Source organism: Tissierella sp. P1 (assembly GCF_002266425.1).
Classification (GTDB): Bacteria; Bacillota; Clostridia; order Tissierellales; family Tissierellaceae; genus Tissierella; species Tissierella carlieri.
Window position 1 is genome coordinate 40,550 of record NZ_NPMN01000024.1, and the last position, 24,719, is coordinate 65,268.

The 24,719-nt window shown below is 32.6% G+C and carries 25 protein-coding genes and 1 pseudogene; 10 read left to right on the top strand and 16 right to left on the bottom strand.

The window, feature by feature from the left end; translation table 11 throughout:
• Nucleotides 1-157 precede the first annotated feature (157 nt).
• Nucleotides 158-838 carry an N-acetylmuramoyl-L-alanine amidase gene (locus CIW83_RS16050; protein WP_094903036.1) on the bottom strand — a complete coding sequence of 227 codons (681 nt, stop codon included), beginning with the start codon at nt 836-838 and terminating at the stop codon, nt 158-160.
• Nucleotides 839-1,143: 305 nt separating this feature from the next.
• Here CIW83_RS16050 and CIW83_RS16055 point away from each other — a divergent pair, with 305 nt between their 5' ends.
• Genes CIW83_RS16055 through CIW83_RS16070 form a run of 4 tightly spaced genes read left to right on the top strand, consistent with a single transcriptional unit; the run spans nt 1,144 to nt 4,175 of the window.
• The gene (locus tag CIW83_RS16055; protein ID WP_094903038.1) at nt 1,144-2,016 is read left to right on the top strand and encodes an AraC family transcriptional regulator; all 873 of its coding nucleotides are present in this window, start codon (nt 1,144-1,146) and stop codon (nt 2,014-2,016) included.
• Complete coding sequence (locus CIW83_RS16060) at nt 2,013-2,468, top strand: GyrI-like domain-containing protein (RefSeq protein ID WP_094903040.1); 456 nt, start codon at nt 2,013-2,015, stop codon at nt 2,466-2,468. Before CIW83_RS16055 ends, CIW83_RS16060 begins: the two co-directional genes overlap by 4 nt.
• A 2-nt stretch (nt 2,469-2,470) precedes the next feature.
• A complete protein-coding gene (locus CIW83_RS16065) occupies nt 2,471-3,391 on the top strand; it encodes an ABC transporter ATP-binding protein (protein WP_235601370.1) in 921 nt (306 codons plus the stop codon).
• Between the two features lie 28 nt (nt 3,392-3,419).
• Nucleotides 3,420-4,175: an ABC transporter permease gene (locus tag CIW83_RS16070; RefSeq protein ID WP_094903042.1), complete on the top strand. Its 756-nt coding sequence runs from the start codon at nt 3,420-3,422 to the stop codon at nt 4,173-4,175.
• Between the two features lie 164 nt (nt 4,176-4,339).
• Here the strand turns inward: CIW83_RS16070 and CIW83_RS16075 are convergent, their stop codons facing one another.
• Together CIW83_RS16075 and CIW83_RS16080 are read right to left on the bottom strand one after the other, a co-directional pair.
• Nucleotides 4,340-5,074 (bottom strand): TIGR03915 family putative DNA repair protein, encoded by a 735-nt coding sequence (locus CIW83_RS16075; RefSeq protein ID WP_094903044.1) that lies wholly within the window; start codon nt 5,072-5,074, stop codon nt 4,340-4,342.
• Complete coding sequence (locus tag CIW83_RS16080) at nt 5,074-6,360, bottom strand: putative DNA modification/repair radical SAM protein (protein WP_094903046.1); 1,287 nt, start codon at nt 6,358-6,360, stop codon at nt 5,074-5,076. Before CIW83_RS16080 ends, CIW83_RS16075 begins: the two co-directional genes overlap by 1 nt.
• 356 nt (nt 6,361-6,716) lie before the next feature.
• Between CIW83_RS16080 and CIW83_RS16085 the strand changes: the two genes are divergently transcribed.
• Nucleotides 6,717-7,496 carry a class I SAM-dependent methyltransferase gene (locus CIW83_RS16085; RefSeq protein ID WP_201259949.1) on the top strand — a complete coding sequence of 260 codons (780 nt, stop codon included), beginning with the start codon at nt 6,717-6,719 and terminating at the stop codon, nt 7,494-7,496.
• Between the two features lie 189 nt (nt 7,497-7,685).
• On the opposite strand, the pseudogene CIW83_RS24955 reads toward CIW83_RS16085, so the two are convergent.
• From CIW83_RS24955 to prdR, 10 genes and pseudogenes are all read right to left on the bottom strand, one after another.
• A pseudogene (locus tag CIW83_RS24955) lies at nt 7,686-8,692 on the bottom strand (proline racemase).
• Between the two features lie 62 nt (nt 8,693-8,754).
• Entirely contained in the window at nt 8,755-9,231 is a 477-nt protein-coding gene (locus tag CIW83_RS24470) for a glycine/sarcosine/betaine reductase component B subunit (protein ID WP_094903048.1), read from the bottom strand.
• A 43-nt stretch (nt 9,232-9,274) separates the two neighbouring features.
• The gene (prdD, locus tag CIW83_RS24475) at nt 9,275-10,063 is read right to left on the bottom strand and encodes a proline reductase cluster protein PrdD (RefSeq protein WP_201259951.1); all 789 of its coding nucleotides are present in this window, start codon (nt 10,061-10,063) and stop codon (nt 9,275-9,277) included.
• Between the two features lie 78 nt (nt 10,064-10,141).
• Nucleotides 10,142-10,867: a D-proline reductase (dithiol) protein PrdB gene (gene prdB / locus CIW83_RS24480; protein ID WP_094903050.1), complete on the bottom strand. Its 726-nt coding sequence runs from the start codon at nt 10,865-10,867 to the stop codon at nt 10,142-10,144.
• Nucleotides 10,867-11,118: a CBO2463/CBO2479 domain-containing protein gene (locus CIW83_RS16110; protein ID WP_094903052.1), complete on the bottom strand. Its 252-nt coding sequence runs from the start codon at nt 11,116-11,118 to the stop codon at nt 10,867-10,869. The genes prdB and CIW83_RS16110 overlap by 1 nt, the downstream gene beginning before the upstream one ends.
• A gap of 18 nt (nt 11,119-11,136) precedes the next feature.
• Nucleotides 11,137-12,057 (bottom strand): glycine/sarcosine/betaine reductase component B subunit, encoded by a 921-nt coding sequence (locus CIW83_RS23175; protein WP_201259954.1) that lies wholly within the window; start codon nt 12,055-12,057, stop codon nt 11,137-11,139.
• A 17-nt stretch (nt 12,058-12,074) separates the two neighbouring features.
• On the bottom strand, nt 12,075-12,566 hold the full coding sequence (locus tag CIW83_RS23180; RefSeq protein WP_201259955.1) for a glycine/sarcosine/betaine reductase component B subunit: 492 nt from the start codon (nt 12,564-12,566) through the stop codon (nt 12,075-12,077).
• A gap of 161 nt (nt 12,567-12,727) precedes the next feature.
• Nucleotides 12,728-13,228 (bottom strand): hypothetical protein, encoded by a 501-nt coding sequence (locus CIW83_RS23185; RefSeq protein ID WP_201259956.1) that lies wholly within the window; start codon nt 13,226-13,228, stop codon nt 12,728-12,730.
• A gap of 22 nt (nt 13,229-13,250) precedes the next feature.
• Nucleotides 13,251-14,555 (bottom strand): proline reductase-associated electron transfer protein PrdC, encoded by a 1,305-nt coding sequence (gene prdC / locus CIW83_RS16120; protein ID WP_094903054.1) that lies wholly within the window; start codon nt 14,553-14,555, stop codon nt 13,251-13,253.
• A 451-nt stretch (nt 14,556-15,006) separates the two neighbouring features.
• Complete coding sequence (gene prdR, locus CIW83_RS16125) at nt 15,007-16,800, bottom strand: sigma-54 dependent transcriptional regulator PrdR (protein ID WP_158220150.1); 1,794 nt, start codon at nt 16,798-16,800, stop codon at nt 15,007-15,009.
• A gap of 147 nt (nt 16,801-16,947) precedes the next feature.
• Between prdR and CIW83_RS16130 the strand changes: the two genes are divergently transcribed.
• Nucleotides 16,948-18,189, top strand: a complete 1,242-nt coding sequence (locus CIW83_RS16130; protein ID WP_094903058.1) for an amidohydrolase family protein — start codon at nt 16,948-16,950, stop codon at nt 18,187-18,189.
• A 47-nt stretch (nt 18,190-18,236) separates the two neighbouring features.
• On the opposite strand, the gene CIW83_RS16135 is transcribed toward CIW83_RS16130, so the two are convergent.
• Nucleotides 18,237-19,085 (bottom strand): undecaprenyl-diphosphate phosphatase, encoded by an 849-nt coding sequence (locus CIW83_RS16135; RefSeq protein WP_094903060.1) that lies wholly within the window; start codon nt 19,083-19,085, stop codon nt 18,237-18,239.
• A 161-nt stretch (nt 19,086-19,246) separates the two neighbouring features.
• Nucleotides 19,247-20,470 (bottom strand): GGDEF domain-containing protein, encoded by a 1,224-nt coding sequence (locus CIW83_RS16140; protein ID WP_158220151.1) that lies wholly within the window; start codon nt 20,468-20,470, stop codon nt 19,247-19,249.
• Nucleotides 20,471-20,744: 274 nt separating this feature from the next.
• Here CIW83_RS16140 and CIW83_RS16145 point away from each other — a divergent pair, with 274 nt between their 5' ends.
• The 4 genes from CIW83_RS16145 to CIW83_RS16160 all read left to right on the top strand — a co-directional run bounded on the left by CIW83_RS16145 (nt 20,745) and on the right by CIW83_RS16160 (nt 24,386).
• The gene (locus CIW83_RS16145) at nt 20,745-21,173 is read left to right on the top strand and encodes a Fur family transcriptional regulator (protein ID WP_094903064.1); all 429 of its coding nucleotides are present in this window, start codon (nt 20,745-20,747) and stop codon (nt 21,171-21,173) included.
• 51 nt (nt 21,174-21,224) lie between these two features.
• Nucleotides 21,225-21,719 carry a rubrerythrin family protein gene (locus tag CIW83_RS16150; protein WP_094903066.1) on the top strand — a complete coding sequence of 165 codons (495 nt, stop codon included), beginning with the start codon at nt 21,225-21,227 and terminating at the stop codon, nt 21,717-21,719.
• Nucleotides 21,720-21,960: 241 nt separating this feature from the next.
• The gene (locus CIW83_RS16155) at nt 21,961-23,349 is read left to right on the top strand and encodes an MATE family efflux transporter (protein WP_094903068.1); all 1,389 of its coding nucleotides are present in this window, start codon (nt 21,961-21,963) and stop codon (nt 23,347-23,349) included.
• A 185-nt stretch (nt 23,350-23,534) separates the two neighbouring features.
• Nucleotides 23,535-24,386, top strand: coding sequence for a DegV family protein (locus CIW83_RS16160; protein WP_094903070.1), 852 nt, complete (start codon nt 23,535-23,537; stop codon nt 24,384-24,386).
• A 108-nt stretch (nt 24,387-24,494) separates the two neighbouring features.
• Here CIW83_RS16160 and CIW83_RS16165 read toward each other — a convergent pair.
• The coding region (locus tag CIW83_RS16165) for a helix-turn-helix domain-containing protein (protein ID WP_094903080.1) at nt 24,495-24,719 on the bottom strand (225 nt) is incomplete at its 5' end.

The window sequence follows — 24,719 nt, forward strand, 5'->3', positions numbered from 1 at the left end:
TAAACATAATTATATCTGCATCACTTTTCCTTATAATATCATCATATATTATTCTTCTATCTTGATTCCTTTAATATTATCAATATTAGGTTAACATAATATCTTAAGATGTTCTATTGAAAAATTCTAGAGTCTTATATTAATTAAACGAACCTGCCTAATTGTCTAAATTTAACTCAAAGTAATCTTCTAATCCATTTACTATAGAATCCACTATCTTATCTTGATAATCGTCAGTTAATAAAAGCTTTTCTTCGTTTTCATTAGATAAGAATCCACATTCAACTATTATAGCTGGCATTTTTGTTTGGTTTAATACGATTAGGTCTGGTCTATCTACTATTCCCTTATTGTCAGCTCCGGTCTCCTCTAATAATTTATCTAATATGATTTGAGCTAATGAATCACTATTTGGGTCATTTATAGTACTTTCTCTATCAGGATAATACAATACTTGAACTCCATTTACAGTATTATTATTTTCTATTGCATTACCATGGATACTAATAAATACTCTAGCTCTCTTCTTATTTGCAATATCTGCTCTAGTATTATTATCAATAAATTCATCTGTTGCTCTAGTTAAAATAACTTTGTAACCCACTGACTTAAGTTTTTTATATAATTTCTTAGATATGTCTAGATTTATATCTTTTTCATAACTATTGTTAAATCCAATAGTCCCAGAATCTTTTCCACCATGTCCCGGATCTATAACTATAACTTTCTTCGATGATATAAAGTCCTTCCTAAAAAAGGATAATCCTCTAAATGCAAAAAAAATAATAAATATTAATAATATTAATAGAAAAATAGCTCTAATCCTTCTAAGTATCATCTGTCTCCTCCATATATGCTTATATTTTTAAGTTGAAAATACCCCTTACCATATTATAACGAAAGAAAATAAAAAAAGACTGCGACTTAAAGTAACAGTCTCTGAACATATTAAAAATAATTTAAAGTTCTCCTAATAATAGATTATCACTTCTCCATCAAATGCTTCATCTTTATAACAAAAAATTTTATTTTTTAAGAATTGATATAAAATTTTTATTACATTACAGTTTACAAAAGAGGACATGAAAAGCGAGGAATAAAATTTGTAATTCAGATATGATATTCACAAGGAGGTACACACAAATGGAATGGCTGAACAATTTAAGCAATGCCATAGAGTATATAGAAAATAATTTGGATAAAGAAATATCCTATGAAGAAGCAGCCAGTATCGCTTGCTGTTCAACCTATTATTTTCAGCGTATGTTTTCTTACGTTGCGGGTATTCCCTTATCAAATTATATTCGTCGCCGTAGAATGACTCAGGCGGCTTTTGAATTACAGCAGACAGATAAAAAGGTTATAGACATTGCCCTTAAATACGGGTATACGTCTCCCACCTCTTTTAACCGGGCATTTCAGAATGTTCATGGCATTGCCCCAGCTGCTGCTAGAAATATGGGAATCACATTAAATGCGTACCCGCCAATTAAATTTTCAGTTAAAGTTACGGGAGGAAGTGCTATGTCATATTACATTGCAGAAAAAGAAGCTATGCGTATCGTTGGTATTCGTACCCCATTAGTTGAGGATATGGAGGAAAATCAGAAGTCTGTTCCTGTCTTTTGGAACAATACATTACAGGGACAACAATTTTCCCCAATATGCCAGCTTTCCAATCAAGAGCCGCAAGGAATATTAGGTGTCAGCATTTATCAAAGTCCAAAAGATATTTTCTACTACATTGCTGCGGCTACTGACAAACCTATACCAACAGGCATGTACGGGTATGAAATACCTGCCGCCACATGGGTAGTCTTTGAAAATGACGGACGTTTCAAAGAAAATGTGCAAAGTGTTTTTCAGCGTTTTTATATAGAGTGGCTGCCGTTTTCTGGTTACGAATATGCAGGGCTTCCGGACATTGAGGTATACCCTATTTATGAGAAAAAAACATTAAACGGTCATTCCGAAGTATGGATTGCCGTAAAAAAGAAAAGGAGAGTTGATTTATGAACTATCAAATCGAAATCAGAGATATTGAACCTATGAGAATAGCTTATATGAAATACAATGGAATGGCCACCGAAGCTAACAAGGTTTTCCCAAATGTTTTCAAGTCAATCCGTGGTAAAACCAGCGGCGCACCGTTTTTTAATTACTTATCCATGAACCCGGAAACCAAAGTGGGGAATATGGAATTATGCGTACCAACTGAAGAAACTCCAAATGGAAACGGGATTGAAGTAAAAGAAATGCCACGGATAAAGGCAGTATGCGTTACTCATATTGGATCTTATGAAACACTTTTTAATGCCTATAACGCCATTGATAAATATGCGGCTGATAAGAGACTCGTACTAATCCCCCCTTTTCGGGAGGTCTTTATCAAAGGACCAGGAATGCTCTTAAAAGGTAATTCCGATAAATACATTACGGAAATCCACTTCCCGATTAAGGAGGAATAACCATGTATGCCATTCAAGCAAAAAACATAGATAAGCGGTATAAGAATGGGGTACAGGCATTAAGACATCTCAACTTATCTGTAAAGACGGGCGAAATTTTTTCCCTGTTAGGGCAAAATGGTGCAGGAAAATCTACGCTTATCCGCATATTAACCACTTACTTAAAACCTACTTCTGGAACAATTATGATGTTAGGGAAAGACATTTTTAGGGAAGCGGCGGCTATCCGTTCAGAAATCGCTTGTGTTGCACAGCAGACCTCTATTGATACGCATTTATCTTTAGTGGAAAATATGATGTTTCAAAGCCGACTATACAGAATTCCGAAAACAGAAGCAAAAAAGCGCATGGAAACCCTTATTTCTGATTTCGGCTTAAAACAGTATATGGAATATCCTGTATCTTCCTATTCCGGCGGTATCAAAAGGCGGCTTGATATTGCGCTTAATATGATGTCAAAACCAAAAATCTTGTTTTTAGACGAGCCTACTGTTGGAATGGATATTCAGTCCCGTATGGCTATGTGGGAAATGATGAAGAAAATCCGTGATGATTTCGGGACAACCATTTTTCTGACAACGCATTATTTGGAGGAAGCAGACAGTTTAAGTGATACTGTCTGCATTATGAAAGACGGAAAGGAAGTAATACAGGGAACTCCATTTGAATTAAGGACATATATCAGACAAGATACCTTGCAAATTAGGTTTATAACCAATGCAGAAGCAAAAGAATATGTCACCCATATTGCAGAACATTGCTCCTTGAAAGAAGTGCGTTTACAGAATGATACCATTATCATCAATACAAAGGATAGCCATGCTGACTTAGAAAAGATAAACCTTTTTTTAATAGAGAGCCATATCCCTATAATGGGATTCAAATATCGCAGCCTACTTTGGAAGATGTATTCTTACGCTTAACTGCAAAGAATGAATAGGGGGAATGTGAATGAGTGTTTTTACAATTTTACAGAGAAATATCAAATGGCGTTTTTATAATGCTTTTACAATCGTTACTACCATTTTACAGCCCATACTTTGGTTAATCCTTTATAGCGCGGTTGCAGGACAAACTATGAGGAATACAGGGATTGAAAACTACACCGCTTTCATTTTGCCTGGTTTGGTCATATTAGTTAGCTTTTCCACTTGCAGCAGCAGCGGAATTATGAATTACATGATGAAATCAGAGGGAAGTTTTTACCGAGTGTTAATCGCTCCTGTCCGAAGAAGCTCTATCGTATTAGGACAACTTTTAGAAGCTGTTTTATGTACGTTTCTTGAAGTAGGAATAATGAGTATTGTCAGCCTTTTATTCTCTGTTAAAGTCGCTACTGGCTTAACAGGAATACTATTTATTCTTTTATTAGTATTTCTAACAGCGTTCTTTATGGCGGGTCTATCGTATACAATTAGCCTTATTCTTCCCAATGAAGTTGTATATGAAACCGTTATGAACGCAATCGTATTACCCATATTCTTTCTTAGTACGGCTTTGTTTCCCGTTAATGAAATAAAAGGCATTTTTGCTATTGCAATCAAACTTAACCCTTTTACCCATATAATTGACGCGTTACGTTCTCTAATTCTGTACGGAAATATTGAGCCTGCAAGAATATTCTATATACTTCTCCTATTTGCCATTATGTGTGGCATCAGCTTTCTATGGGCATTACACAGACTTAAAAGAGAAACCAGTTTATAGAAAATCGCATATGGTAAAACAGTAATTATTGATTATGGTAATGGCTTAGCCACGTCATATGCTCACTGTTCTGAACTCCTTGTTAAAGATAGTAGGAAAAGATAACTCTATTATATCTTTTCCCTATTTATTGAATCAGTATTTTGAGAATAGTTTATTTCAAATCACTTCTCCACCAAATGCTTCCAATACCTCATTGGCATATTTCTTTTTTGTAGTTTTGGATTAATTCTACTTTGAATAGCTATAGATTTAAAATATGCTTTCCAAAGCTCCTGATAATCTTCCTCATCTTCTTTTATCATTAAAGAATCGGTGACTTCTATATCTTTGATAACCCATTCTTTTTTGTTATAAAGTACACCGATTCCTCTCTTTACATCGTGTATTGCCCAGTTTTCATTCATCATTCTAGATGCAAAATGAGGTGCCAGTAATCCTACGATATTGTAGTCTGGTTCTATAGAAGAATAAAGTATCCCATTTTCAAGTTGCTTAAACCTAATAAGTCCCAACATCCTGTGCTTTTCCATGCCCACCTTATAATTAATATTATCCATTTTTAATATGATATCATTTGATAAGTTCAAATCTACTTGAGGTCCAAATTTAAATCCTAATTGAAGGTATTTAAGTATTGTTATTCCATGTCTTGGTAACTCAGATAAATAAGCATAGAATACTCTTTTTAAAGCTTCTTCCGAAATCTTGTTTTCTATAGCCTCATATACCTTTCTAGATTTTTCTCCATCTGTTGAAATAAAAACCTTCTGTACTAGAAAATTTTCTTCCATACTGTCTTTAGGTACTATATCCTCAATATCCTCTCTTCTATAATAAGCCTCATAAATTGAAGTCAAGAGTCCATCAAAGCTACCATCATAAATATAATGAAGCATCAAAGTTGACCTCCTATCTGAATATATTTATCTTCAAGAGAGACTTGGTCAAATAAAGATAATTGCTGATAGTTTTTTCCTAGTTGTGGACCCTCTACTAATTGATTACGGATTATTTGGCTATCCATGGACTTTACTCCATAATATTTTCCTTTACAGGTAATAAAATATTGAGCTCTTTTCAAGACAATTCCCAGCTTTTTTAAATCATAAAAATCTATAGATGAAAATCTTCTTGCTTGAATTATCTTCATTGCTGATTTTACTCCAATACCGGGTACTCTTAAAAGCATATCGTAATCTGCTTTATTTATCTCTACTGGAAATAAATGAATATTGCGAAGTGCCCAATCGCATTTAGGGTCTAATGCTAAATCAAAATCAGGTTTATCTTCATCTAATAATTCCTTTGCTTCAAATCCATAAAATCTAAGCAGCCAATCTGCTTGATAAAGTCTATTTTCTCTCACCAGCGGGGGAGATTTAATCAATGGAAGCTTAGGATTATTTGACACAGGTACAAAGGCTGAATAGTATACTCTTTTAAGATTATAAGAATTATATAGACCTTCAGATAATCTTAATATCTTTAAATCATTATCCACAGTTGCTCCTACTATTAATTGTGTAGTCTGTCCGGCTGGAACAAATTTTGGACTAAAGCGAAACTTTTTCTTTTCCTCTACGTATTGGGTGATTCCTGTTTTGATTAGGCCCATAGGCTTTAAGATACTTTCTTTATTCTTTTGAGGTGCTAAGAGTTTTAATCCTTCTTCTGTGGGTAATTCTATATTTACACTCATTCTATCCACATATCTACCAACTTTTTCAACCATTTCCCTATCTGCCCCTGGTATTGCTTTTGTATGGATATATCCATTGAAGTTTTGTTCCTCTCTTAGATTCCTAACTACTTGAAAAATCATTTCCATAGTATGATTAGGTGATTTAAATACAGCAGAGCTTAAAAACAATCCTTCAATATAATTTCTTTTATAGAAATTTATAGTTAAATCAACTATCTCCTCTGGAGTAAAAATAGCCCTAGGTAGATCATTAGAAGACCTATTGATGCAATAAACACAATCATAGATGCAATAATTAGTCATTAAAATCTTTAATAAAGAAATACATCTTCCATCATCTGACCAGCTATGGCATATTCCACAAGCTTTTGCATCTCCTAATCCACCATTCTTGTTTTTTCTATTACTCCCACTAGATGAGCAAGATACATCATATTTAGCTGCATCAGATAATATCTTTAATTTCTCTAGAACATCCACCACTAACACCTCATTACCGATTATTTTAGGTAAATTATACCACAAGAAGAACAAAAGTTCAAACATATGTTTGAGCAAAATTTTATACATCTATTTTTCTCTTTAGAATTATTACTAATATGCCTACTTTAAATATAATTAATTTAAACCTACAGCGGATGTTGACTTAATCTTAACCCTATTATACAATATGCCCTATAAATCGTCTTAAGATTATAGGAAAATTGAAGAACTTAACTAATCATTGAGTTTTAGCTTATAAAGCCTGTTAGTTATCATACTAAGATTTTTATTATTTAAGAGATGTATTTTTTTCATATGAATTCTAAAATTTTTATATCAAAGGAGAAAGTTTTATGGACAATAAAATGATATTAGATAATTTTGAAGAATATAATGATCCAATCCTATACGACAAAGAAAATAAAGGCTTAGACGAAATTTCACTCCTTTTAAAATGGGCTTCACAGACAAAAGGGCCTATCATCGATTTAGCTTGCGGAACTGGAAGAGCAACTATTCCCTTAGCAAGCGAAGGATATTCTCTTATTGGTGTAGATCTTCATAGAGGAATGCTAGAAGAAGCTAAAAAAAAGGCATCTAATCTTAATTTACAAATACAGTGGGTAGAGCAAGATTGCACTAAGTTAAATCTAAATATAAAAAGTAAGTTTATATATTCAGTTGGGAACTCTTTTCAACATTTCCTTACAAATGAAGCCCAAGATGGACTATTATCTTCTGTAAACAATCACTTAGACATTGGAGGAATTTTCATTTTTGAAACGAGATTTCCAAGTATAGAAGAACTATTACAACCAAGTGGAGAGGAATATTGGAAAAGCTATATAGATAGTGATACTAAAAACAAAGTAGATGTTTATACTATAAGTAATTATGATTCTCTTAGTCAACTTCAACATTATATTACAATTAGAAGATCTAAAAACCAAGATGGTGAAGTTATAGATGAAAAAAGAACAAAAATAAGTTTAAGATATGTATTCCCAAAAGAAATGGAACGACTTTTACTTGCTCATAAATTAGAAGTTTTAAATATTTACAGTGACTGGAATGAATCTCCCATAAAAAATGATAGTTATCAAATGATTTATACTTGTAAGAAAGTAGAATAGTTACTATCTATCTTATTTTTATTTGAATTAGTGAAATATTTAAATGTAACAATAAAATAAGCAAAAGGACTTCTTTGCCATCACGAAGTCCTTTTACTTCTATAAACTATTTAACAAAATCTATGAGAATAAAAATTATTTATTCTTCTTTAATCTAAAATATACAAAATTCTAGCGTTTAATTCCTATTTATTTCAAAATAAATCCATATCCTACTGGATCTTCTTCGTCTATTACTAAGTGGTTAAATCCTGTTATAAAAGCAGAACCTGTTATTTCAGGTATAACAGCTTTAAATTCACCAACAGCAGTTTCTTCTAAAATTCTTCCTTTAAATTTAGTATTAATTATACTTTCATATGTAAAAGGTTCATTAATACCTAGTTCTCCCTTAGCATATAATGTTGCCATTTTTGCACTTGTACCAGTTCCGCATGGTGATCTGTCAGCCTGTCCTGAGCCAAATATTACTACGTTTTGATAATCTGCATCTTCGCTTTTAGGTTGTCCATATACCTCCACTAAATCAACGGTCTTTATATGTCCCTGAGTTGGATGTTGTACTTGGATTTCCTTGTTAATGATCTCTCTTAGCTTCATAGCTCTTTCAATTATTAGATTAGTATTTTTCGGGTCAATATCAACCTTTAATTCACTATCTTTTACTATGCAAAGAAACTGCCGCCAAATGAAATATCAAAGGTAACTGTGCCGATATCCGGTACATCTACTTGCACATCTTTTTTATATAAGAAGGAAGGAACATTGACTACTGAAACCTCTTTAGCCTTTCCCCTTTCCACTTTTACCTTAGCTTTAACTAAGCCAGCAGGAGCTTCTAACACTATATCTGTAGTTGGTTCGGTAACTTCCACCATTCCAGTTTCCACTGCAATAGTAGCTGCACCAATAGTGCCATGTCCACACATATTTAGATATCCGCCGCCATCCATAAAGATTATTCCTAAGTCAGCCTCTGGTAATGTAGGTGCAGTAATTATGGAGCCAAACATATCATTATGTCCCCTTGGTTCATGCATTACAGCTGTTCTTATATAATCTAAATGATTTTCTAAGTACTCTTTTTTCTCTGCCATAGTCTTTCCAGGTATAGTAGGTAATCCACCTATTATAGTTCTATTCGGTTCTCCCATTGTATGGGAATCAATTGCGTGTAAGCTTTTACTAAAGTTCATGTCTTACTCTCCTTTGACTATAGTTTGATTTTTAACAATCCTTTATGCAAATAACCTAATTTCTATTCTTTAGATTCTTTATTTCTCATCTTTAGCTTCAGCAATGCTAAGGCTTTTTTAGCATCTAATTCTGATAATGTGTTTTCTCCAACTACTTCAGTCTCTATACCATCTTTAGATTTATTAATATCTACTATGGTATCCATATATCTATTCTTTACAACAAACTGGGCTTGAGTACCAACAAAACTAATTCCCACTACCGGAATATTTCTCTTTCCGATTTCTTCTATTGTATTTGCATAATCTACATGGCTATTTCCCCAGCCATCTGCAGAAATTATTACTCCGTCGGCTCTCATGGCCTCTACCCAAGCGGCAGCTCTCCTGCCAACAAAATATTTATCCTCATTATCTTGAGGTGTTCCCACAATAATAATTCCTAATAAGTCAATATCCTTATCATTAGATACTATATTTAATATTGGATCTCTAAAATGATGGAGAGTAGTTTCTTTTGTTGAAGGTCCAATTCCCATATATACACACCATCCTTTAATAGAATAGCTTTACATATTTGAATCAATGCATCGCTCTTATTGCACCATCTCTATATTCGTTGGGACTCACTATAATAGGTACATTTCCCATGTCTATTATAGATCGTCCTCCTGCAAATCCTGAAGGCTCCTTTGAAAACAATTGAGTATCATACATAGCACCTTGTCCAGCAACTTGCTTTATTATAACCACTTTTTTCTTTCCCGGTTTCGCTATGTCATAGTACTCATGTCTTTCAGTAAAACTATTGGGTTTTAACCTTTTCAGGACTTCTCTAATATCCTGCACCATTTTATCACAAGCTCTATGAGCCGCTGTTGGTCCTTGTCTGCGGTGACCTTCCCCAGCTTTAAGCACTACATCAAAAGAAATAATAATATCCGTATCAGCTGGAGTACCAGCCTTATTCAAGGACAACTGGTCTTTCAATATCCCTTCTGATGAGCCGAATTCTGCAACTTGCATTCCCTCAGCATCAACTCCTGTAAGCATAAAACAAGCTCCTGTAATAGTATGAGTTATACCTTCACCTAAGACACCTAAGACCTTTACAGATATAGGTATTATATCCATAATACTATTAGTCCATCTATTATGGGCTCTTGGTTCTATTATATTTAAATCAATTCTCTCAATTAAAGGCTCTGTTTTTAATATCTCATCAATTAAATCTTTATTTACCCTCAATACTCCGTCCTCAATAGATGTTTCAGATGAAAGCTGAACTTCATTTATATGAAAACTTTTTATTACAAGCCTTCTTTTTTCAATTTCATCCTTTTCAAGCATCATATCATCATTCCTTTTCACTGTCACTATTCATCAGATAAGATTGCAGCTATATTTTACTATATCTGCAATCTCTTTCTAATAAATTTATCATATCTCTTAAACTTTTGCTATATATTCATATGGAAGAGGAACTATTTTTCCCGGAGTATCGATTTCTATTAATTTTCGTAAAGATTCTTTACAAATATTATATTGCATTTCTATATCATTAGGAGCTCCTGCATTTGCTCCCATAGGTACTAATGGAGCAACTGCTCTAGGAGTACCATTTTGTCTTACTACTGGAGGAAGAGCAGCTATTATTATAGTTGGTATACCTGCTTCTTCAATCGCTCTCTGCACAATCACGGCAGAGCGGTGGCAAGTACCTCATCCTGCAGTCATCAATACAGCATCTACACCTTCTTCTTTAAGTATCCTTGCAATTTCTGGTCCTGTTTCATTCTTAAATTTCTCTTGGTTTCCTCCGCCACCCATGAATCCAATATGAACTGGGGCAACTCTTTCTATAATTCCATCCTTTGCAAGCTCATGTAATCTATCTATTGGAAACATACAGTTAATATCCTTATTGACATCTCCATTATCATATCCGCCATGTGATACCATTAATTCACTGGATGGAGTTGTATCTTTGACTTCTCTAAAAGAAAAGTCGCCAGCAAGATTAAATCTTTTATCTTTTTTCTCGTGAACACCAGCCGCTGTAACTAAAGCAACGGTCATCTCCTTCAACTCTTTAGTTACAGGAGTCCATACTGGTGGTGGTGTAATTGGTACAAATATTTCAGATTGTAATCCCTTCACTACCGTTAGGCTCATTACTTTACCTCCTTATCCTTTTTCTTATCTAAATTACTTATATATTTATCATTTGGTATAGGACTTAAAACTTCCACATAGCTCATATTGAGGCAAACTTCCTGACCCACTTCTAGTGGATAGTCAGTAATCAACATTCTCATTGGAATCTTTAAAAATCCTAATCTTCCTTTGAAATCTATACTTACAGCACCATCACTTACTTCAACAATAATACCTTCCATATATCTTACATTATCAATATATTTCATTTTAGCACCCTAATTTTATTAACTATATTTTTCTTTTCTTTTTTCACTCATTGGAATGGAAGTTTCGTTTTCTGGTCTTTCAATTTTCATCCCTGTTGTCTTCTCTATTAATTCTAGATTATTTTCCTTAACATTTGGATTCCATTTTCTTTCAGGCTGAGCTACTTCTTCATTGGCAATGGCAGATTTTAACATTGCAATTGCCCTAAGTGCATCTTCTTTGGTCAATGTATTACAGGATAATACTTCATTCTCTATTCCTGCTTCTGATTTATTGTGGTCTATCATATGTGTCATATACTTATTACCAACTACTAATGCACCTTGAACTGCACAGAATGATGAGCCAACTACTGGTATTCCTCTCATACCTATTTGTTCAATATGGCTGGCAAAATCAATATGATTATTTCCAAATCCTTCTGTAGTAACAAATGCACCATGAACATCCATAGCTTCAACTGTCATACCAACTCTTTCAGATACATAGAATTTTTCAGAGTTGATTTGAGGACTTCCAACTAATATAACTGCACATAGGTCCAACTCTTCATCTTTAAGTGCTTCCATTACAAGAGGCTCTCTCCAATAATGTCTTGAACATTCCTTAGATGCAGGTCCTATACAAGTAAGTGCATGTATAGCCCCGTCTAATATTTCTAATGGTGAACAAACTACTGGAACATTGCCAAGGTCAACATTTGGTTTAGCACCCAGCACTCCAACTGGTTCAACAGGAAGTATTAAATTATCATGCATAGCACCCTGTCCCATAATCTCTTTAACTATTACTACCTTTTTCTTTCCATGTCTTCTTGTTTGAATAAATAATTCCTCATTTACTACTAAAGACTCATCTAATTTTTTTAATACATCTCTAATTTCTTGCGTGATAAAATCTGTAGCCTTATGAGCTGCAAGAGGTCCTGGTCTTTCCATGTTAGTATGCTCTTTAATTACAACCTCAGTTTTATAAATATTTCCCCTTTATCAGGAGCACCAGGTCTTCCCCACATAATATTTTCTTCAAGAATACCTTCTGATGAACCAAATTCACCGATTTGAACTCCATTTTCATCAGTACCAGTTACCATTATGATTACTCCATCGAGTACTCTAGTTACTCCTGTGCCTAATTTACTTCCTTCTTCTTTTGTTGCTATAGGCTGAACATCCATTATGGTTTCTGAATACATATTATATTTATCAGGAGTGATAATCTCTACCTTTATCTTTTTTACCAATTCATCTACCTTAACTGCATCTTCTCCAATATTTTCTCTGATATATAAAGTAGTCCCATCAATTTTAGTTTCTGGTCCAAATTTAACTTCATCTATTTGGAAATGTTTTTTAACAAGCCTTCTGATTTCTTTAGCAGGAACTTCTTCATCCTTCATTTCTACTTTCTCTGCCGCTAAAGGTGCTTCTGCTACTACAGTCTGCACTGGCATTGCTGAAGTTGGTGATATTGAATATCCTCCTAAAGGAACTTCGATATCTATTCCTTTTCCTTCGGCTATTTTTATTTTTAGTACTCCACCTTGTATGGAGCTTGCTATAGAAGGTGCTTCTATAACTTCTTTTTCTGATGATACACTAAATCCTTCTAGTATATCTGGAATAACAGGTGTAAGGCTGGTACGTTCTGATTAAGTTTTGCTCCAATAACTTCTCCTCTTGTCAACACCCCGTCACCCAGTTTAATCAGAAGTGAATCCTCTAGTTTGTCAAAATTAATTGGATTTTCTAAATCAGCTGCCTTAATCACATCTCCAGCCTTCATATTAAATTTTAATACTGCCTTCTTATCTGAGTCTATAAGCTTTTCTATATTTGTATCAACTGTTCCTTCTACCTTCATTCCCTCTATAATTTCTGGTGTTATAGGTGTCAATGAATCAATAGTCTTTAAGAGTTTAGCTCCAATAACCTGTCCTATCTTAGCAGCATTTTCTGGTATAGAAAGTAATCCTGAATCTACAAGATCAGGAAATATATTTGGATCTTCCAGATTATCTGCTGATATTATTGTCCCTGCCTCTGTTCTACAGCATACTACAGCAACTTCATCTTTAAACTTTTGTGCTTCATCAGCGCTTATTGACATATTCATACCTCCTCGATAAAATCTATTTTTCTTCTTCCATAGGAAGTCTTCTTGTTAATTCATGATCAACTGTTCTAAATATATGATCTGTATGATGATATACCGGTATCCCCATATTAGGAGCACAACACATTACCGTATTTGTACAATCACTACAGTTTGATATTAAAATTCTTTTGGCACCATTTCTCTTAAGATGCATTACTCCTTGAACCTGTCCAGGGCAGTCCCCAGGTGTAAGGCATTTATTTGTACCTCTTACTTCTACAATATTTTTGCATTTTGTTACAGCAACAACTTCTGATTTCATTTTTTCAGCTATATCCCTAAGTCTAGATTCGTCTGCACCACACGCACATACAAGAAGTCCAATTGGTCCATCAAATTCCGGTAAAGGAATAGTAACTATGGCACCGCCAGATATTTTAGTAACTACAGAACTATGAATATCTCCAGATTTTCCTGTATACGGTCCTCCAATTACTACTTCACCAAAATCTCCATCAATTCCTCCACATTCATTAATGAGATTGTTTATTGGAGTACCAATAGGTACTTGGAAGAAAACATTCGCTTCTTTACCACTTTTTAATTTACCGCCTACTGTAATATCCTTATCAATTACAGGTTTTAAATCCTCAACTGCCCTTGTAAGGTTTGCCAAAGTCTCACCATTCATAACTACACATTTGGCTTCAATAGGCAGCTGCTCTGGAGTAAGCCATTTACCAAAGATTTCATGAATTATTGCTCTTTCTTCTCCCATAGGATACATATCTCTAAGTTCTTTTACTTCAATATCCTTTGCCTCACCAATTGCACTTTTCAATGATTCAATGGCTCTCTTATTTTTAGCTTTTATTGCTATATATCCTTTTGGAGCCTTTGTAGATTCCATAGCATATCTAATACCTTTTATAACTATCTCAGGATTTTCTTCTAAAAGTCTTATATTATGATTTAAAATCGGCTCACACTCTACACAGTTTGCAATTACATATCCATCTGGAATTTCTGATTTAAGCTTTATATGAGTAGGAAATCCAGCTCCGCCAGCACCTACTATTCCAGCTTCATAGGCAATTTCTACTATAGATTCACATTTTTTTATTTTTACATAATCTTGTTTATCTATAACTTCTCCTTCTATTTCAATAGCTTCTTCTGTTATATTTATAATCTTACCTGACACACTAGAATGTATTTTAGCTCCAAGTCCATTTGGATCAGCAATACATTGGCCTCTTAATACCTCATCTCCTATTTGTACTGTTGCTACACAAGGAGCACCTACATGTTGTCTTAGCGGAATTCTATATAATGCCATTTTCTTCCTCCCAACAATAAATATTGATAATTATTTGTTTATTATTTACTATGCAAATATTATGCCATTACCCCATTATCTAATATATTTGCACTTTGTAATTTATTTCTCATAACCTTCAATCACTATAAACCACACATTTTCAATGCTTTCAAAGAATGAAACGTCTCTTAACTTTTTCATTGATTTGTTAATTATTACATCTTTTTTCTTTATTAAATAAAAATAAACCTAATATATGTCAGATATCTGACATATATTAGGTTTATTTAATTCGCACCTATTATAGATATTTTTTATAGAAACCTAGTCATTAACCAAGTTGATATATAATAACAATGATATTAATATTATTTATCATGATAAAATAACTACAAAGCCAGTGTCAGTTTTTTGTACTCGAATGTCAATTAATTGACACTTTCTTTTAAATACCTATTTAGATTCAATGTTATGAAAAATATTCAGTTAAATTGTATAAGTCTAATTTATAATATAGTGTAGATCTTTTTATATTCAGTAATTCTGCTGCTTGAACTTTATTACCTTTTACTGTGGCTAAAGCATTTATAATTATATTCTTTTCAAATTCCTCTACAGCATTCTTTAAATCAAAGGAATTGTCTATATCCAAATTTATAAAAGGAGACATATTTGTACTGCTTATTATTTCTGCAGGTATATCATTACTCTCAATTATATTATTCTTAGATAAAATTACTAATCTTTCAATAGTGTTTTTTAATTCCCTGATATTACCTCTCCAATGATAGTCTGACAGTATCTTCATGGCATCTGGAGATATATCTATCTTTCCTTTATTATTTTTCTCTGAGAATTCTTCAATAAAATTATTTATAAGCTCTGGTATATCTTCCTTTCGTTCTCTAAGCGGAGGTATTTGTATGGATACCACATTTAATCTATAATAAAGGTCCTCTCTAAATTTACCTTCCTCCATAAGTTGTTGCAAGTCTTTATTTGTTGCAGCTATTATCCTTGCATCTACCTTTATAGATTTACTGCTTCCTACTCTATACACGATTCCATCTTGTAATACTCTAAGTAGCTTTGCCTGCATAAGTAAAGGCATATCACCAATCTCGTCTAAAAATAAAGTTCCACCATTGGCTAGTTCAAACTTTCCTGGTCTTCCTTTCTTATAAGCACCTGTAAAGGCCCCCTCCACATATCCGAATAATTCAGATTCTAAAAGATTTGAAGGTATAGCACTACAATTAACTGGAATAAAATCTCCTTTTCTATCACTTTCCTGATGTATAGCCCTTGAAAATACTTCTTTTCCAGTTCCGCTTTCACCAGTGATTAATACGCTTGCATCTGTTTTAGCTACTTGTTTAGCTATAGTCATGGCATCTACTAAGGCCTTAGACTTACCGATAATCTTACCAAAGAAATATTTATCCTGAGTTATTTCCTTCATTTGTTGCTTTAAGATTTCCACCTTTGTCTTTTCTCTATCTAATTCCATATATAAATTGGTGATTTCATTAAGATCTCTATCCGTAGAAACTGCTCCTATTAGTTCCCCTTTATATATAAGGGGGGTAGCAGATATTATTACATCTGATTCATCCTTAGGCTTATATTTTAAGTTTTGGAAAGTTCTTTTCTCCTTCAGAACCCTTATAAGCAAAGCATTAGGAAAGAATTTTTCTATATGAGATCCTACTATTTCATTTGCCTCTATACCATATAATTTTTCAGAACTAGCATTCCAAAATGTAACTATACCAGAAGTATTTATGACACATACTGCTTCATGAAGATTACCTAATATCAGCCTTAGCTGAAGCTCTATTTCATCTCTTTGGAAATCCTGATGTCTGAACAATTCCAAGGGTGTCAATATTCCTACTATTTTTTCCTCCCTTAAAACCAGCAATGTTTCTACACCTTTTTCCTTCATAAGGAGCTTTGACGTCCTTATGCTTTCCTCTACATTGATGCCAGTTACATCACCCTTTATCCAATTTCCAACCTTGTCTTTAAGATTTATCTCCTTCTTAACTAATTTCCCTATATCTTCAATTGTAATAATCCCTAAAGCATTGTTATAATCAGCCTTATTTTTAAGTTCTTTAACTATTACAATCTCATATCTGGATCTTATAAGCATTTCTCTCAAGGCCGACTCTATAGATATTGATTCCTCTGCAAATATAATATCTTCATTCATAATATCAGCAATGTTCTTAAAATCTGCAGTATAATATTCAGCCATTTTATCACCTACTCGATATTTTCTTGCTTTCAATATTATTATAATTCTATCACATTTTAAAAAAACTTGCATAAATTTAATGATTGATTAGTGGAGTATTAAAGGTTAAAATGTATATGAATATTACTATAAGGGGGCGAATACATAGTGAGTAAGTTTATATTTACTGGCGGTCTATTAATAAATGGTACAGGAGAAGTAATCGAAAACTCTATGGTAGTTGTAGAGGATAAAAAAATCAAATATGCTGGACCTATTACAGATACTAAATTCGATGGTGAAGTAATTGATATAACTGGTAAAACTATTATGCCTGGTTTAATTGATGCACATCTTCATTTTAGTGGAAATTTAAGTGATAATGATACAGAATGGGTACTTGAACCAGTTATTCAAAAAACTATAGTTGCTGTAGCACAAGCTAGAGAGGCTTTAGAACATGGATTAACAACAGTTGGAGAAATTTCTCGCTCTGGAATACATATCAGAAATATGATTGAGCAAGGTATTATTCCCGGACCTAGGGTTATTACAACAGGTCTTGGATTTTGCAGAACTGCTGGACATGGGGATTCTCATAAATTGCCATTAGATTATAATAATGATTCTCATCCATGGGCAGAAAGAGTAGATGGACCATGGGAACTTAGAAAAGCCATTAGAAAAAGACTCCGTGAAAATCCAGATGCGGTTAAAATCTGGTCCACAGGCGGAGGAATATGGAGATATGATGCTAAGGCTGCTACTCATTATTCAATGGAAGAAATTCAAGCAGTAGTTGACGAGTGTAACATGGTTGGAATACCTGTATGGTCCCATGCTGAGGGCTATGAAGGTGCTTTAAATTCATGTAAAGCAGGTGTATCTTCTATTATCCATGGACAAGAATTGAATGAAGAATGTTTAGAGATTATGAAGGAAAAAGATATTACCTTCTGTCCTACTTTGCAATTCTTCTATGAATGGTTTACAGTCTATGAGCCACCTTATAGACCTATACATGATAAGTATCCAGGCAATACAACTGCTGAGAAGGAATTGAATCGAATAATTGACAATCTGCAAAATGCAAATAAGAAAGGTATCCGAATCACAGTAGGATCAGATTCATTCTGTAGCAGCTTAACTCCTTATGGAAAATATGCTATAACAGAAATGTATGCCTTAAACAAAGCAGGTTTATCAGAGATGGAAGTAATATTGGCCGCTACTAAAAATGGTGCAGAAATGTTAAAGGTAGATGATATTACAGGAACATTAGAAGAAGGCAAATTTGCCGATCTAATAGTTCTTCAAGATAATCCTCTTTTAGATATTCATAATATTTGTGTTGAAAAAATGGAAGTAATTATGAAGGAAGGACAATTTGTAAAAAACTGCAAGAATTAAAAAAGAAATGGAGTAGGAGGTGATCACCTCTTACTCCATTAATTATTTTATTGAAATATTCCTGTAAGTCCTGCTATTAACACAATAATAGCAAATACCATTCTGTAGAATGCAAATATCCTCATAGGCTTTTTCTTTAAGTATGAAATAAATTTATTGATTACAATTAACGCTACTATAAATGATACCACGAATCCCACAGCAAGAGAAATAAGTTCGGGAACTGTAAGAACAGCTATTCCTCCAATCTTTATAATCTTTAAAAAGCTCATTCCTACCATAACTGGAATTGCTAAAAAGAAAGAAAACTCGGCAGCTGCAACAGTAGAAAGCCCTGACACCCATCCACCTATAATTGTTGAAGCTGAACGTGACATTCCTGGAATTATGGCTAAACACTGGAATAATCCAATTGTAATTGCTTGTTTTGCTGTAACATTTAAGCTTTTGCTTTTATTTCTATTGTTTCTAAATTTATTCTCTGCATATATCATCCATATTCCACCAAGGAATAATGTTATGGCTACAGATACAGGGTTAAATAAGTATTTATCTGCTAAATCATCTAATAATATTCCGAAAACACCTCCAGGAATACAAGCAATAAATATCATAAACCAAAACTTAAATCCAGACTTTTCATACCCTACTTTTTGAGGAAAAAAATTTATAATAGTTTCCTTTATTTTCTTCCAATAAAGAATAACTACTGCTAATATGGCACCTAATTGTATAACATATGTATACATCTCAACATAACTTTGATTTGTTCCTTTGAAACCTATTAAGTTCTGAAATATGACTAAATGCCCCGTTGAAGAAACTGGCAAAAATTCGGTCAATCCTTCTACGATTCCTAATATTATTGATTTTATTACTAAAATTATGGTATCCATAAGTAAATCCCCCTATCTAATGTTTGTTTAAATCTTTAAATATTATTTATATATAATTTAACACCTTCTATCTTATTTAATATATTATACTTATTCATATATAAACATTATACAATATATTTCAGATACTTAAATATATAAAATAATTTTCTATATTTAAATCATTTACTAACGCAGTTTCTACCTTTCTTCTTAGCACGATATAAAGCCTTATCTGCAGATTTTAAAACATCATCTGGTGTTCTATAGTTTTCATTCTTCTGGGCAACTCCTATACTCACTGTTATAAAAATTTGTTTTGAAGACTTTAAGGTTTTTGTTTTCTTTTTAGGTTTATTCTTCGGACGATCCTTCCCGCGAATTGTAAACCCTCTCTGTGATATTTTTTCTCTTAATTCTTCAAGGTGCGGAAACACTTCACTTATAGATTTTCCTGGGAAAAGTATTGTAAATTCCTCTCCACCGTAACGGTAAGATTTACCTCCCCCTGTGACATTCTTTATAATGGAAGCAACTAGCTTTAAGACCTCATCTCCTGTGTCATGTCCATATTTATCATTAAATTTTTTAAAATAATCAATGTCTAGCATAGCAATTGAATAGTTAACGCCTAGTTTCATCATATCTTGTTTTAAAGCTCTTCTGGATGGTAAACCCGTAAGTTCATCAGAAAATGCCATATAATAAGAGTCCTGAATTATTGCAACTATAAGAATAAGTCCTGAAACTGCAAAAAATACGGAGCATAGTATTTGACTGCTATTATTTTCTAGTACATAAAATAATGACAATAATACAGCAATAAAAGATACATCCTGAGAAGATTTATATGATACCTCTCTAGTAATAAGTATCACTAGAGTTATTAAAAATACTATTACTGATATCTGAGGTATTGAATTTATTGCATCAATATTTATAGATAATATATCTTTATTGATTAGGTCTAAAATGTATCTCTCACCTGAATAAATCAACCAAAGTGCAAATAATAATTGCCCAACGATAATTCCTATACGTATAGCTCCCCATAGACTTATTATCCCCCGCTCTTTTAGAAATGAGAACAATGCAATATTTATGGGAATCATTAGGCAAATTATTGAATACATATCAGCTGCTTCCGTTGAACTAATAGAATCACTTTTTGTGTATTGTATTACACTTAAACATAGAGTAAGAATTATTAATACAAAAAATTCTCGACTGCGATTAAATCTCCAAGCAATGACAATTCCTATAAAAAATATTACATAGGGAGAAAGTCTTATTATATCTAGTTGTGCATCTGACATTGTATTAGTCTTAGTAAATAAAATATAGGCAAATATAATCAAACTAAATGGTAAAAACATGGAAAAAATCCTTTTGACTCTAGTTCTCATTTTATGTAATTCCTTTCGCATTAATTACCAATTCAAAATTAAGTATTTACTTTTAAGCTTTTTATTGGATTTTTTTCATAGAATCTTAACACTATTTTTTATTTTATACTTTATTTTACTGATTTTCAAGCATCATGTTCTAGGACAAAATTACTTAAAGTTTTTACTTGACATCTTTTAATTTTATAATTATAATTATATTGTAATCATTACAACTTAATAATAAATCTAACTTATTTATTGTAATCCTAAATATATAAAGGATGTGAGGCATATGAATACAACTTTTGAAGAACTAACTAATGAATTAAAAAATAGGAATATTCGTCTTTCTCACCAAAGATTAAAGGTTTTAGAATATATAAATAATCATAAAACTCATCCCACTGTTGATCAGATATATACTGATTTACAAAAGGAAGTTCCTACATTGTCAAAAACAACAATTTATAACACTCTAAATGCTTTAGTAAATGCCAATCTAGTAAGAGTTATAACAATAGAAGACAATGAAACTCGATATGATGCCACAACTGAAAATCATGGACATTTTAAGTGTGAATCTTGCGGAGAAATTTTTGATTTTAATATAGACTTTGATTCATTGGCGGCAGAGGGCTTAGGTAGTTTCAAAGTTAATCATAAGGATGTGTATTTTAAAGGTATATGTCCAAAATGTATTAAAAAAAATAATGATATCTAAAGACAATATAGTCTTTTGAAAATATTAATTAAATAAAATGGAGGAGATAAAATGGAAAATAACAAAACACTTAATAATCTTATGGAGGCATTTGCTGGAGAATCCCAAGCAAACAGAAAGTACTTATCATATGCAAAAAAGGCAGAAACAGAAGGAAAACTAAATGCGGCGAAGCTATTTAAAGCAGCTTCTGACGCTGAAACTATTCATGCTCTTAGACATTTCCAAGTAGCAGGTAAGATTGGATCAACTGCTGAAAATCTTGAAGATGGAATCAATGGAGAGACATATGAATTTGAGAGCATGTATCCACCATTTATAGAAGCTGCAGAAGCAGAAGGAAATAAAGCAGCAGTTCAAACTTTTACTTATGCTATGGAAGCTGAAAAAGTCCATGCAAAACTATACAAAGAAGCTTTAGAAAATATTGATCAAACGGAAGAAGTTTTCTACTATCTATGTCCAGTTTGTGGAAATATTGAAAAATTTGTTCCAGAGAAATGTAGTATCTGTAACGTTGCTGGTTCAAAATTTATTAAGTATTAATAAATTTCAAAGGCTTAGTTCATATAAAGTGATGATTACCTTAATCATCACTTTATATTTATGCATTTATACCTCCTCTTTTGGAATATAATTTTATTCTAAAATTAATAATTATTAATTTTATTTTCATATATAAATTGACAAGTTATAATAACTATTATAAACTAGATTTTACTTGCTCTAAGGATAAATCCATATAGAAAATTCTATAGCTTATTAAGTTAATGTAGGAGGTAGAGATATGACAAGACTTAAAGAACTATTTGCTCCCAAAGATTTAACAGAGGGTACGCCTTGGAAGCGAATTACTGAATTCGCGATACCAATGCTTATCGGTAATATAGCACAGCAATTTTATAATACTGCTGATTCCATCATCGTCGGTAAATATGTTGGCGATAACGCACTTGCTGCTGTTGGAAGTGCATCCCCTATATTAAACCTTTTACTCGTACTCTTTGTTGGAATTTCTGTGGGTGCAGGCATAATGGTAGCTCAGTACTTTGGAGCTAAGGATCGAAAAAAACTTTCTCATACTATTGGTGTATGTATATCTTTGACTGCTATTGCATCAATAATTATTATGGTTATCGGTCCTATTGTTACCCGCCCATTACTTTCTTTTCTCAATACACCAGATACCATTATTGATTGGTGTGCAAATTATCTTATTATTTATTTCGTAGGTATTGCAGGCTTTGCTTATTATAATATTTTAGCTGGTGTTCTTCGTGGTCTTGGTGATTCTCTATCGGCACTTATATTTCTACTTATCTCCACAGTTTTAAACGTAGTGCTTGATATTTGGTTTGTTGCTGGACTTAATATGGGTGTCCCAGGTGTTGCACTAGCAACTATTATTGCACAAGGAATATCAGCAATACTTTGTATCATTAAACTAATGAAAATGAAAGACAACTTCGACTTGAACTGGGCAATGCTAAAATTAGACAAGGAGTTTTCCTATAGACTAATAAAACTGGGATTACCATCTGGTCTTACACAGGCAATATTCTCTCTTGCAATGATTGTTGTACAATCTCTAACTAATAGTTTCGGAGAGATGGTTATAGCTTGCAACGTAATTGTTATGCGTGTGGATGGATTTGCCATGATGCCAAATTTCTCTTTTGGCAGTGCGATGACAACCTATACTGGACAAAATATAGGGGCAAATAAAATGGATAGAGTGGAAAAGGGAACTAAAGATGGTACTATGATAGCTGTTGGAGTTTCCACTGTAATAACTATTTTGATTTTAATTTTTGGCAGATATCTTATGGGTGTTTTCACTGATACAGCAGAACTTGTTGATTTAAGTATGCATATGATGCGAATCCTAGCAGTAGGTTATATTGCAATGGCTGTAACACAGAGTTTATCAGGAGTTATGCGTGGTGCAGGGGATACAGTTACACCTATGTGGATTTCACTAATTACTACAGTTGTTCTTCGTGTTCCTGTGGCTTATGGCATTGCTTACCTTACAAGAAGTGAAGCTTATCCAACAGGACGACCTGAATCCACATTTATTTCCCTACTGGTTTCTTGGACAGTTGGAGCAATTATAACTACAATTTTCTATAAAAAAGGCAAATGGCGTAAAAAAGGCTTTGCTAATGAGTTATAGTAAGAAAAGAATCAATCTCATCTAAATATTAGATGGAATTGATTCTTTTTATATTTTTGAAATAATATTAAATTGACAAAAGTCATAGTATTAGATATTATTATTCATACATATTAGTCATATTTTCCATTAGTCAATCTAAAATAAAAATTTTCAATCAATATATTTAGGAAGGATTACTCAAAATGAAAAAGATAATATTAAGTGCTGATAGCACCTGTGATCTAAATCATGAATTAATAGGGCATCATAATGTTAATAGTTTTCCTTATACCATTCTTCTAGATGAAAATACTTATAAGGATAATGTAGATATTACACCTGCCGAAATCTTTAGAGTATATTCTGAAAAGAAGATTTTACCGAAAACATCTGCTATAAATGTTGCAGAGTATTATAGTTATTTCAAGCCTTGGATAGATGATGGCTATGAGATAATACATGTTAACCTAGGAAGTGCACTTACAAGTAGTTATAATAATTGTTGTATAGTATCGAATGAGTTGAAGGGAATCTATCCTATAGATTCACACAACCTTTCCACTGGTTCTGCTCTTTTGGTATTAAAGGCAGCTAATATGATAAAAGAAGGATTATCAGCAAAGGAAATTAGCGATAGATTAAATAGTCATAGAGAGAACATACATATGAGTTTCGTTCTTGATACTTTAGATTTTTTACATGCTGGGGGGCGTTGTTCAAGGACCTCATCTCTAGGAGCAAATTTATTAAAAATCAAGCCTGTTATTAATGTAGACAATAAATCTGGTGCCATGGACTTAGGAAACAAATATAGAGGAACATTAAATAAGGTTATTGTAAAATATATAAATGATAAATTATCAAGCTATGATAATATTAATAAGGAACATATTTTTATTGTTCATTCTGGAATAGATCCTGAGTATATAGAACTTGCCAAGAATACAATACTAGAACATACGGATTTTAAGAAAATTCATGTAACAATTGCAAGTTGTACAATATCATGCCATTGTGGGCCAAATACTTTAGGTATAGCTTTTGAAACTAAATAGTTAATAGAAAGTCTTCATCAATAAATTGATGGAGACTTTTTATTTATTATATATTTTGCCAAATAAATAGTTCTTTATTTGTTATTATAGAAGACATGCGTCGGCTCCTTAAGAATGTTGAAAATACTTCTCTTCTAAATCTTCTAAATGGTAGAAAATATGTACTAAATCTTTACCAAAGCTAAGTAAAGAATAGTATGTATTCTCCTCATCAACTACTTTATCTATAACATTTCTTTCTATAAGTATAGATAGCTTTCTATTTAACTCAGTATGACTCATATATGGAATACTTCTTAAAATATCACTATACCGTTGATTCCCAAGATGGAT